The sequence below is a fragment of the Coriobacteriia bacterium genome, assembly GCA_013336165.1.
Lineage (GTDB): Bacteria > Actinomycetota > Coriobacteriia > Anaerosomatales > JAAXUF01 > JAAXUF01.
Genome location: JAAXUF010000005.1, coordinates 140,833 through 151,621, shown reverse-complemented (window position 1 = coordinate 151,621; position 10,789 = coordinate 140,833). Strand labels below are relative to the sequence as shown.

12 protein-coding genes and 1 tRNA gene are annotated in these 10,789 nt (G+C 63.5%); 11 read left to right on the top strand and 2 right to left on the bottom strand.

Annotation, left to right across the window (positions count from 1 at the left end):
- The coding region (locus tag HGA39_05725; GenBank protein NTW28847.1) for an IS3 family transposase at window positions 1-86 on the top strand (86 nt) is incomplete at its 5' end.
- 162 nt (window positions 87-248) lie between these two features.
- Here the strand turns inward: HGA39_05725 and HGA39_05720 are convergent.
- Window positions 249-671, bottom strand: a complete 423-nt coding sequence (locus HGA39_05720) for a peptide chain release factor-like protein (GenBank protein ID NTW28846.1) — start codon at window positions 669-671, stop codon at window positions 249-251.
- Window positions 614-805, bottom strand: a complete 192-nt coding sequence (locus HGA39_05715) for a ferredoxin (GenBank protein ID NTW28845.1) — start codon at window positions 803-805, stop codon at window positions 614-616. The genes HGA39_05720 and HGA39_05715 overlap by 58 nt, the downstream gene beginning before the upstream one ends.
- A 151-nt stretch (window positions 806-956) precedes the next feature.
- On the opposite strand from HGA39_05715, the gene HGA39_05710 reads away from it, so the two are divergent.
- The 10 genes from HGA39_05710 (at window position 957) to HGA39_05665 (ending at window position 10,688) form a co-directional block, all read left to right on the top strand.
- On the top strand, window positions 957-1,673 hold the full coding sequence (locus tag HGA39_05710; protein NTW28844.1) for a response regulator transcription factor: 717 nt from the start codon (window positions 957-959) through the stop codon (window positions 1,671-1,673).
- Window positions 1,670-3,058 carry a HAMP domain-containing histidine kinase gene (locus HGA39_05705; GenBank protein NTW28843.1) on the top strand — a complete coding sequence of 463 codons (1,389 nt, stop codon included), beginning with the start codon at window positions 1,670-1,672 and terminating at the stop codon, window positions 3,056-3,058. The genes HGA39_05710 and HGA39_05705 overlap by 4 nt, the downstream gene beginning before the upstream one ends.
- 139 nt (window positions 3,059-3,197) lie before the next feature.
- Entirely contained in the window at window positions 3,198-3,752 is a 555-nt protein-coding gene (locus HGA39_05700; GenBank protein NTW28842.1) for a hypothetical protein, read from the top strand.
- Window positions 3,742-4,053 carry a hypothetical protein gene (locus HGA39_05695; GenBank protein ID NTW28841.1) on the top strand — a complete coding sequence of 104 codons (312 nt, stop codon included), beginning with the start codon at window positions 3,742-3,744 and terminating at the stop codon, window positions 4,051-4,053. The genes HGA39_05700 and HGA39_05695 overlap by 11 nt, the downstream gene beginning before the upstream one ends.
- Window positions 4,054-4,141: 88 nt before the next feature.
- Window positions 4,142-4,218 (top strand) — tRNA-Asp (locus HGA39_05690).
- Window positions 4,219-4,279: 61 nt separating this feature from the next.
- Window positions 4,280-4,972: an amino acid transporter gene (locus tag HGA39_05685; protein NTW28840.1), complete on the top strand. Its 693-nt coding sequence runs from the start codon at window positions 4,280-4,282 to the stop codon at window positions 4,970-4,972.
- Between the two features lie 28 nt (window positions 4,973-5,000).
- A complete protein-coding gene (locus HGA39_05680) occupies window positions 5,001-5,447 on the top strand; it encodes a YaiI/YqxD family protein (GenBank protein ID NTW28839.1) in 447 nt (148 codons plus the stop codon).
- Window positions 5,448-5,589: 142 nt separating this feature from the next.
- Window positions 5,590-6,168, top strand: coding sequence for a cupin domain-containing protein (locus HGA39_05675; protein NTW28838.1), 579 nt, complete (start codon window positions 5,590-5,592; stop codon window positions 6,166-6,168).
- A gap of 10 nt (window positions 6,169-6,178) precedes the next feature.
- The gene (locus HGA39_05670) at window positions 6,179-7,858 is read left to right on the top strand and encodes an AMP-binding protein (protein ID NTW28837.1); all 1,680 of its coding nucleotides are present in this window, start codon (window positions 6,179-6,181) and stop codon (window positions 7,856-7,858) included.
- Window positions 7,859-7,961: 103 nt separating this feature from the next.
- Entirely contained in the window at window positions 7,962-10,688 is a 2,727-nt protein-coding gene (locus tag HGA39_05665) for an EAL domain-containing protein (GenBank protein NTW28836.1), read from the top strand.
- Window positions 10,689-10,789 lie beyond the last annotated feature (101 nt).

The window sequence follows — 10,789 nt, the reverse complement described above, 5'->3', positions numbered from 1 at the left end:
GCTACTGGAACACCAAGAGGTACCAGCCGAAACTGAAAGGGCTGAGCCCGGAACAATTCCGGACCCAGTCCGTGGACGCCGCTTGAGACCCCTATTAAGCCGTCCAGCTTTTGGGGTCTAGTTCAATCGGGTCGCTCTTCTTCTTGGGCTATCTTCGGAAGTACCTCCACGCGACATTGACGATGATGGTCAGCACCGCCGAAATCACAAGGGACGCGATGAGCCAGGTCACACACTTCATCGCATGCTCAATCGTTCTCGTCGGGCAGGCGCCGCCGGACCGTCTTCTTCGCCGAGAGACGCGATTTCTCGGCAAGGCGCCTCGCATGTGCGGCTCGCGAGGGACGCGTCGCAACGCGCTCGGGATCCGTATGCTGCGCCTCGGCGATTCGTTCCCTCAGGCGACGCACACACTCGATCTTATTGCGCAGCTGGCTGCGCTCACGCCGACATACCACGACGACTCCCGTGGGCTTGTGAACGAGGCGCACCGCCGAGTCAGTCGTGTTGACGGACTGCCCGCCGGGGCCGGTGGCTCGGAACACGTGCACGTCACACTCGCCGAGAAGAGCCTCGTCGGTTTCGGGCAGGCGATAGGTTTCAGGTATCTGTGTCATTCCTCGATCAGTATGGCCGATACCGGGCAGGCATCGGAAGCCTCGCGCACACATGCATATAGTTCGGGACCGGGATCATCCTTGATGACGTGTGCGAGCCCATCGTCTTCGATCCGGAAAACGTCGGGGCAGAGGTCTTCACACGCGGCGCACCCAATGCACAGGTCTTCGTCCACAACAGGCTTCATAGTAGGTCTCCTTGCATGAACTGGCTGATTAGCCGGTGGGGCTACTAATCGAATCTACCCCGTCGGCACGGAAAGCGAACCTGACCGCGGGCGGAAGATCGGGCTGACGCGCTACACTGAACCGCGACGCGCCGCCGTTTGAGGAGATGGCATGCCAACGGTATTGGTTGTCGATGACGAAGAGAACATCCGCGATCTTGTCGGCTTGTATCTTCGGGCTGCGGGTTTTGCGATTGAGACGGCCGCCAACGGACGGGAGGCCGTCGCGAAGTTTCGCGTCAGCGCGCCCGACCTGATTGTTCTCGATTTCACGATGCCGGACATGACGGGTGCAGAAGTGTGCACCGTCGTGCGTGCCGAGTCGAGCACGCCCATTATCATGCTCACGGCCAGGAACTCGGATCTCGACAAGGTCGCGCTGCTCGAGGCGGGCGCCGACGACTACGTGGTCAAGCCGTTCTCGCCTCCGGAACTCGTTGCCCGGGTGCGCGCCGTCTTGCGTCGAGGCCCCCATGCGCTCCGAAGCGAGCCGACTCCGCCCGCTGTCGGCGGCGTGGGCACGGCCCTTTGTGTGGGCGCTCTCTCGCTTGACTCCGAGACTCGCGAGGTCTCCGTCGATGGCGCACCTATCGTGCTGACCGCGCGAGAATTCGATCTTCTGAGGGCGTTGGCCTCGCGGCCCGGAGCTGTCCTGAGCCGGGAGCAGCTCATTGAGGCGGTTGGCGGCAGCGCCGAGTTCTCGGAGGTTCGTGGCATCGACGTCCATATCCGGCACCTGCGGGAGAAGCTGGGAGATGATGCGTCCAGTCCGCGGTTCCTCGAGACGGTGCGGGGTGTCGGGTACCGCGTGCGCAGGGACGCCATATGAGCGTGCGTCCTCGGCGAAGCATAGCCGCGAAAGCACGCCTGTACTTCGGCGGTGCTGTGGCGGTAGCGCTTGCGGTCACGTTTGGCGCTTTCGCGATCGGCTGGGCGCAGTACTCGATCCAGCAGCGGGCCGATGAGTTGTCTCGGCAGGTCGCGGCGGTGGCAGGTGGGATGACCGCGAGCGACGCTGCGACTGCCTCCACACAGGACCGCCTCATGCGCGTCGAGGCGGGGCTGATGGGCGCACAGCTGTTCGTAACCGACACGGGAGGCGGCGTCCTGCGATCCACAGTCGCGACTCCGCCTGCGACGCTGCCACTGGACCGCCTCGCCACCGCGGCGTCTGGCGATGGCGCCCGCAGCGGTGTGCTGCGCACTGCAGCCGGCGTGCAGGTGCTGGTGGTAGCCGCTCCCATCGACGCCGACAGCCAGCTGGTTGCGATTCAGAGTCTTGCCGAGATCCGCACGGCGCAGGCAGGGATCATCCTGATTGCCGCAATCGCGCTGCTTCTGGCGGTGATCGCCTCGTACTTCATCGGCGGCATTCTTGCACGGCGCCTGACGGCGCCTCTGATTCGCCTGGAGTCCGCGACCGAGCTGGTCGCGGCGGGCGCCCTAGGCACCCAAGTCGCCGAGGAGGGAGACCGCGAAACCGCCTCGCTCGCGCGCTCGTTCAACCGCATGACCAGACGCGTCGCGGCCACGCATGAGGCGCAGAAGGCGTTCGTCGCCGACGTCAGCCACGAGATCCGCACGCCGCTCACCTCAATCCGCGGTTACGCCGAGGCGATGTTGGACGGCACCGTCGCCGATGAGGACGCGCGCCTCCGCGCGCTCGGTGTGATCCGCGACGAAGCCGTACGCATCGGCGAGGTCTCGCAGGCGCTGCTGGCGCTCTCGGAGCTCGAGGCGGGCTCCATCACGCTCGCGTGCGTTCCGGTCGACCCTGCACTGCTTGCAGATGCGCTTGGCGGGCGCTTCGCCGCAGCCGCAACAGCCGCGCACGTTTCGCTGGAGCTGGCGATTCCGGCGCTGCCCCGTCCACTCGGCGATTCTGAGCGGCTCCTGCAGGCCGCCTCGACGCTGGTCGACAACGCGATCGCGCACACCCCGGAAGGCGGGACGGTGCTCGTGAGCGCTCAGACCGAGGCGGAAGAGTGGCGACTCGCGGTCGAGGACTCGGGGCCGGGAATTCCTGTCGACCGTAGAGACGCGATCTTCGGGCGCTTCGCCCGCTTCGGGGCGCCCGCAGGGGCGGGAGGGGCAGGTCTCGGGCTGGCGATATGCCGGCGCCTCATCGAGTTGATGGGCGGCACCGTAGGCGTGAATGACAGCACTCTGGGGGGCGCGCGGTTCGAAATCGCGCTCTCGATTGCCGAGGAATAGGCGGTCTGGCGGCAGAATTGCTGAACTCAACCAAAACTCAACACGGTGACAACGTATGGGCAATGCGGGCAGAAGATACTTCTGGTCGTGGCTTGAGGCCACCTACGTCCGATGGACCCGATCTAAGTCGAGGTGCGAAATGAAGAGGACCAAGAGAAGACTGGTAGCGGCGTCGGTCTCGGTGGCGCTGGTTGCAGCGCTGGCTGTTCCGGCCATTGCGCTGGCTGCACCGCAGAGTCCAGCCAGTACGGCCATAACGAACGTCGCGGCCAACGCCACTCAGAAGATGCAGGACCTGAAGCTGCGGGTCGAAACGGCACTGACGCAGCGCGCGAAAGGCTTCAACACAGCTGCGGACACCGTTCGCACCAACTTGGGTAAGCTGACTGACATTGCGGACAACCTCGCCGGTCGCGGCGGCAACGTCGGTGCTGCACGTGCGATGATCGCGAAGGCGAATCGCACCTTGGACGCCGCTATCGCCGCCGAGGCGAAGGCCGTGGCCCAGTTCAAGCTGGTCCCGACCGCATCCAACAAGTTCGAGGCGTTCCGCCAGGCGCAGACGCTGGCGCGCGAGGCTCAAGACAAGCTGCAGCTTGCCAGGACGCAACTCCGCGATGCTGCAAGTGAGTTGCGCAATGTAGTCAGCCAGCTCAAGGCCGATGCCCCGGCAAATGTGAGCAATGGGCAATAGTCTGCGTAGACTCGTACCGGCGCTGCTGGTGGTCTTGGCGTTGTCCCTCACGGGTTGCGCCGACCGCCAGCAGCCTTCCATTTCGGTCCAGCCTTCCGCACTAGGAAGCACGACGGCCACGACTTCTCCGAGCGCCGGATCTCCGAGCGCCGAAGAGGCGGCGACTTCACCGTCGGCTGGACTCTCAGCTCAAGACGCCCAGTCGCTCGATGCCCAGCTGGCTGCGATTCAGAAGCAGCTCGATTCACTCTCCATGCCGAGTGATGCCGATCTCGGCGACATAGAGGCGGGACTCTACTAGGGGATTTGCGCAAACTGGCACATTGCAGGCGGAAGCTATGGACAAGCCTGCAACTTGCAGGGTAGAATCCCGTTCGCTGTCCAAGCATGGGGTGTTAGCTCAGTTGGTTAGAGCGCTGGCCTGTCAAGCCAGAGGTCGCGGGTTCGAGTCCCGTACATCCCGCCACTGATAATCACGAGGCCGGCGTGGCCAAAGCCACGTGGGCCTTTCTAGTTTGGCGACCGGAATGACACTGGGATGTCCGGCGATTCCACCGTCGGACGGGGGAGGGGGCTTCGCGGTGGCGATCTTGCACTCGGCGGCGCCAGCTGCCCTAGCCGCGGGCTTCGCACTGGGCGCCAGCCTGATCATCGCCATCGGTGCCCAGAACGCCTTCGTGCTGCGGCAGGGGCTGCGCCGGAACCACGTCGCCGTCGTGGTCGCCATCTGCATCGCATGCGATGTCGCTCTGATCGCGCTGGGCGCGGTCGGGTTCGGCTCGCTCGTGGGTAGGTTTCCCGCGCTTGTGAGCGTCGCCGCGTGGGGAGGGGCGGCGTTTCTCGCCGGGTACGGGACGCTCGCTCTGCGCTCGGCGCTGTATCCTGCGCAGCGGGAGGAGCCCGCCGAGACCACCGGTCCGGCATCCGCCGGGCGTGTGGCGGTCGCCACTCTCGCCATCAGCCTGCTCAACCCGCATGTCTACCTCGACACGGTCGTGCTTCTCGGCGCGGTGGCGGCGCAGTACAGCGGCTCGATGCGCTTCTGGTTCGCGGCGGGAGCTTGCGTTGCCTCGGCTGCCTGGTTCACGACGCTAGGCTTTGGCGCACGAGCGCTCGCGCCGGTCTTCGGGCGTCCTGTGGCATGGCGGGTTCTGGATGTGGTCATCGGCATCATCATGTGGTCGATCGCGATCTCACTTGCTGTCGGCCAGCTGCGTTAGAAGCGCGGGCATCAGGTAGAATCGCCTTATGACCACTCTGTTCATAGACGCCGATGCCTGCCCTGTCACCCGTGAAGCGATCACCCTTGCGAGGTCGCGGGGCATTCCGGTCCTGATCGTTGCCAACAGCACCCAGAGCACCGAGCGCTATACTCGTGCACGCGGCGTCGAGGCGTTGCAGGTGAGCGTCGGGAGCGACTCGGCGGACTTCGCGATCATCGAGCGGCTCGAGCGGGGCGACGTCGTGGTCACCCAGGACATCGGCTTGGCTGCCATGGTCCTCGGGCGGGGAGCGCGGGCGATTTCGCCGCGCGGGAGGGTCTTCCACCTCGAGAGCATCGACGCCGAGCTGGCGGTGCGGCATGCCGAGGCTCGCCTTCGCCGGGCGGGCGGCCGCCATCGCGGTCCGACGCCGTTCGAGGAAGAGGACCGCGAGCGGTTCACGTGGGCACTGGAGCGCCTTCTCGGCGAATAGGGCCGCCTTCTTGCCCGCTCCCCGGCGCATCGGAGCCGTCAGCGAAACTGACCACTGGGAGCAGTATCCGCAGCCGTCGGGTCTGTTGTACCCTTCGCGTACGCATAGGTATGTTCAAACCACGGGAAAGGGATGGCTTCTCATGGCCGACGACAACAGGATCGGTGTCAAGATCACCACGCTGCGCGAATCGCTCAGGCTCTCGCAAGAAGAGCTCGCCGAGCGCTGCGACTGCGAAGTCTCCGTCATCGTTGCGCTCGAGGCCGGCGAACTCGCCCCATCGCTTGCGCCGCTCATCAAGGTCACCCGCGCGCTGGGCGTCCGGCTCGGCACGCTGCTCGACGACGACACCAACGTCGGCCCCGTCGTGACCCGCGCCGGCCAAGCCGAGGAGACTTCGCGCGTCAAGAGCCTCGAGACCGAGAGTGACGCTGGTACGCTCGGCTTCTTCTCACTCGCCGAGGGAAAGAGCGCGCGGCACATGGAGCCGTTTACGATCACCGTCAGCCCTGCACCCGCCGAGACGCACGTGCTCTCTTCACACGAGGGCGAGGAGTTCCTGTACGTGCTCGACGGCGCCATAGAGGTTGAGTACGGCAAGGACATCTACGTCCTCGAGTCCGGCGACAGCATCTACTACGACTCGATCGTGCCGCATCAGGTCCGTGCAGGCTCCGGTGGGCCGGCGAAGTTCCTCGGCGTCGTCTACACCCCGGTATAGGGAGGCGACGATGCAGCTGCATACCGAACTCACGATTGGCGCGTACTTTGAGGAGCAAGTCGCCGCCAACCCGGACCATGACTTCATCGTGTATCCGGACCGCGACCTGCGCTGGACGTACAAGGACTTCGACAAGCGCACCGACAACCTCGCGAAAGGACTGCTCGCCATCGGCATGGAGCCGGGCGACCATCTCGGCATCTGGGCGAGGAACGTTCCGGACTGGCTCACGTTCATGTTCGCGACGGCGAAGATCGGCGTCGTGCTGGTGACGGTCAACCCCGTCTACAAGAGCCACGAGCTTGCCTACGTCATGCAGCAGTCCGACATGAAGGCGCTGTGCATCATCGACGCGTTCCGCGATGTTGACTATGTCGAGATCGTTCGCGAGATCATCCCGGAGTCGCTCACGCAGCAGCGTGGACATCTCTCGGCGCCCGAGTTCCCGTTCCTGAAGAACCTCATCTACATGGGTCCCGAGAAGCATCGCGGGTTCTACACCGTGCCCGAGCTGCTGCTTCTCGGCGAGCATGGCAGCGACGAGGCGCTTGCCGAGGCCAAGGCGAGCCTCAGCAACAACGACGTGATCAACATGCAGTACACCTCGGGGACGACGGGCTTCCCGAAGGGCGTCATGTTGACGCACCGCAACATCCTCAACAACGGCTACTACATCGGCGAGCGCCAGAACCTCACGCCCGCCGATCGCGTGTGCCTGCCGGTGCCGCTGTTCCACTGCTTCGGCTGCGTGCTGGGCGTGCTGGCGGTGCTCACGCACGGCTCCACGATGGTCATGGTCGAGCAGTTCGATCCGCTGCTCGTTCTCGCTGCCGTGCAGAAGGAACGCGCGACCGCGCTCTACGGCGTGCCGACGATGTTCATTGCCGAGCTGAACCACCCGATGTTCTCGATGTTTGACATGACGTCGCTGCGCACCGGCATCATGGCGGGCTCGCCGTGCCCGGTCGAGACGATGCGCCAGGTCATCGATCAGATGCACGCTTCTGAGATGACCATCTGCTACGGGCTGACGGAGACATCGCCGGTGTTCACGCAAACGACGGTCGACGACACGCTTGAGCGCAAATGCGAGACCGTCGGGCGCAAGCACGATACCGTCGAGGTTTGCGTCATCGATCCCGAGACGGGCGAGGAGTGCGCCATCGACGTGCCGGGCGAGCTGTGCTGCCGCGGTTACAACATCATGAAGGGCTACTACAAGATGCCCGAGGCGACGGCCAAAGCAATCGACGCCGACGGATGGCTCCACAGCGGCGATCTGGGCACGGTCGACGAGCACGGCTACTACCGCATCACGGGCCGCATCAAGGACATGATCATCCGCGGAGGAGAGAATATCTACCCGCGCGAGATCGAGGAGTTTCTCTACACGATGCCGGGCGTGAAGGACGTTCAGGTCGTCGGCGTGCCGGACGCGAAGTACGGTGAGGTTGTCGGCGCGTTCGTGCAGCGTCATGCAGGATCCGACATCACCGAGTCTGACGTACAGGAGTTCGCTCGCGCTCGGATCGCCCGTTACAAGGCGCCTAAGTACGTCTTCTTCGTGGACGAGTTTCCGATGACCGCGAGCGCCAAGATTCAGAAGTACAAGCTACGCGACATGGCCAAGGAGATGCTCGACATCAAGCTCGGCGTGTTCGCAGGAGAGGACGACGCAAAGAAGCCATAGTATCCATTGGAAACTGCTGGTAGGAAGCCTGCATCCATGGGTAACTTAAAACGTAGTCTCGATTCGAGCACCGTCCGAAGCTTCAGATTGGGAGGCGGCTTCCGTGGTGGAGCTGCACTATCTCTACATGCTTCTCTACGCGGTCGCGGGTGTTCTGGCGTTGGCGGTAGTAGTGGTTGCTTGGCGCCGTCGCGCTGCTCGCGAGGCACTGCCGCTTGCGGCACTGATGCTCGGCGTCGCCATCTGGGCTGGTGGCTACGCGGTGATGTGGTGTATGCCCACTTTGGATCAGCAGGTCTTCTGGTCGAGAACGACATCTCTCGGAAGTTGGTTGGTCCCGGTCGGATTCCTGACTCTAGCGTTCGAAATTGCGGGGATGAAGCGATGGCTCACTCCCGGTCGCATTGCGCTCATAGCTAGTGCGTCGTTTGCGCTTAACAACATCGAGTGGTTGAACCCTGGCCGCCTGTTCGAGGCGGCGATAGTCGCACGCACGATCGGTTCGTTCACGTACTACCAGATAGTATGGGGCCCGCTGTATTGGGTCTTTGTCGCTTACGCGTATGCTCTGATCCTCTTGGCCACGGTCATCATTTTTCGTATGTACCTTCGGTCCACCGGGATCAGGAGGACCCGGGCAGTGATCCTTCTCATCGGCGGGTTGGTACCAACCGTTGTCACCGTGGTTGCTCAAGTCGGGTTCCTTCCCTTGGGCATCGATTCGGCGCCGATCGCATTCTTGGCTACCGGTGCTCTGTGGTTGTTCGCGATCCTGCGCGGCGGGCTGTTCGACATCGTCCCTTTGGCCCGCGGCGCACTCGTCGAACAGATGCGAGACGGAGTGGTTCTCGTCGATGGAGACGGCCTGGTTGTCGATGCGAACTCGGCGGCGCTCTCGATGCTTGACGCACCTTCGGCCGAGGTTCTCGGCAGGCCCGCCGAGGCGGTCTTCAGCGCGATAGCGGGGGCGAATGCCCTTCTGGGCGAGAGCGAGCCTCAGCGCTGTGTGCTCTCTCTCGAGACTGACGGTGGTCAGCGATACATCGAACTCGGGGTCACGCCGCTGGTTGTCGGCCCGGGCAGGGCGCCCGCGCAGCTTGTGACCCTTCAGGATGTCACCGACGAGCGCCGGCGGACCGATCAACTCAAGTTGGCAAGTACGGTGTTCGAGACCACTAACGAGGGCATCTTGGTTCTATTGCCCGGTCAAGGCGGACGGATAGTCGACGTCAACAGCGCCTTTTGCCGTATGACGGGGTATGCACGCGAGGACATCGTCAACACGAGCGCGAGGCGGTTTCTGTCCGAGGACCGCATGTTCGAATCCCTCGAGACGATGCAGGAGATCCTCGCAGCCGAGGGAGAATGGAGAGGCGAACTTGAGCAGACGAGGGCCGACGGCACCGTCTTTCCTGCATGGGTGTCTATGGCCGCTTCCGCAGGTACCGATGAGCGCGATACAAGTGCCATCTGTGTCGTCACGGATCTCACGGAGATCAGACAGGCCGAGATAACCCTGCAGTTCAACGCGACCCATGACGCTTTGACCGGTCTGCCCAATCGCATCCTGCTCAGTGACAGGCTCGAACACGCTCTGGCGTATGCCACGCGAGTCGGGCGGGGGGTGGCGGTCCTCTTCATCGATCTGGACAACTTCAAGGGCATAAACGATACCCTCGGACACGCTCAGGGAGATGCGCTGCTGGTTGCGGTCGCAGAGCGCATCACGGGTGCGTTGCGCGAGAGCGATACGGTCGGACGCTTCGGCGGGGACGAGTTCACCGTCGTCCTAGCCGACGTCGAGGACGCCTTGCAGGTGGAGACTGCGACTCAGCGCCTGCTTGAGGCCATGGGCCGGACCTTCCGCCTAGGTGTCGAAGACGTGCACGTGAGCGCGAGCATCGGCGTTTCCCTTTTCCCCACAGACTCGACAGACGCGACGAGCCTCATGCAGCATGCCGATCTGGCGATGTATGGCGCCAAAGCGCTTGGTCGCAGTAGAGTCCAGTTCTTCTCCGAAGAGCTTCAGGTCAGCATGCAGCGACTCAGGTCCATCGAGGAAGAGCTCTGGGGAGCCCTTGATGAGGATCGGTATTTCCTGCTCTACCAACCGCAGGTCGACCTGTCGACGGGGCGCATCACGGGAGTCGAGGCGCTCGCGCGGCTGCGCACCCGTGAGGGCGCCGTGATGTCGCCGACGGACTTCATCCCCATAGCCGAGAACTCCGAACTCATCGTCTTGTTGGGGGACTGGGTCATGCGCAAAGCATGCGCAGATCTGGCGATCATGCAGGAGGTGACTCCTGGGCTCACCATGTCCGTGAACTTCTCCGTGCGCCAGTTCAGGGAAATGGATGTAACCGCGCTGCTCGGCGACGTGTTGAGCGATTCCGGCGTCGAAGCGCAGTCCATAAAGCTTGAGATCACCGAGACCGCGTTTCTGCTCGATGCCGAGGAGGCCCAGGCGAAGTTCGCGCAGCTGCGAGACGTTGTTGGCGTGGGACTGGCGCTCGACGACTTCGGAACGGGCTACTCTTCGCTCACCTACGTTCGGATGTTTCGCGCCAACACGATCAAGATCGACTGCAGTTTTGTCGAGTTGCTTCCCGATGACCTCGAAGCCCGGGCCGTGGTCTTGTCGATCATCGCGCTTGCGAAGAGCCTTGGAGCCGTCGTCGTCGCCGAGGGGCCGGAGACCGAGGAGCAGGTCCGTTTCCTTCGGGCCAATGGTTGCGACGTAGCACAAGGCTTCTACTTCAGCCACCCGATCCCCACAGAAGAGCTGATTCTACTTCTGGGCAGGGGACCGTACTCGCTTCCTGACATCTAGATCGTCGCCGAGGACAGATAGCAGATTGTCATCAGACATGGGTTACCGCGAAAGGCTACTACCAAGGCTTTCGGCGACAATTCCACAAGAGGACTCCACAC

Bases quoted from the DNA above. Each gene is read 5' to 3' on its own strand.
- HGA39_05720 (NTW28846.1), bottom strand. From the start codon at position 671: ATGTGTGCGCGAGGCTTCCGATGCCTGCCCGGTATCGGCCATACTGAT.
- HGA39_05715 (NTW28845.1), bottom strand. From the start codon at position 805: ATGAAGCCTGTTGTGGACGAAGACCTGTGCATTGGGTGCGCCGCGTGT.
- HGA39_05710 (NTW28844.1), top strand. From the start codon at position 957: ATGCCAACGGTATTGGTTGTCGATGACGAAGAGAACATCCGCGATCTT.
- HGA39_05705 (NTW28843.1), top strand. From the start codon at position 1,670: ATGAGCGTGCGTCCTCGGCGAAGCATAGCCGCGAAAGCACGCCTGTAC.
- HGA39_05700 (NTW28842.1), top strand. From the start codon at position 3,198: ATGAAGAGGACCAAGAGAAGACTGGTAGCGGCGTCGGTCTCGGTGGCG.
- HGA39_05695 (NTW28841.1), top strand. From the start codon at position 3,742: ATGGGCAATAGTCTGCGTAGACTCGTACCGGCGCTGCTGGTGGTCTTG.
- HGA39_05685 (NTW28840.1), top strand. From the start codon at position 4,280: ATGACACTGGGATGTCCGGCGATTCCACCGTCGGACGGGGGAGGGGGC.
- HGA39_05680 (NTW28839.1), top strand. From the start codon at position 5,001: ATGACCACTCTGTTCATAGACGCCGATGCCTGCCCTGTCACCCGTGAA.
- HGA39_05675 (NTW28838.1), top strand. From the start codon at position 5,590: ATGGCCGACGACAACAGGATCGGTGTCAAGATCACCACGCTGCGCGAA.
- HGA39_05670 (NTW28837.1), top strand. From the start codon at position 6,179: ATGCAGCTGCATACCGAACTCACGATTGGCGCGTACTTTGAGGAGCAA.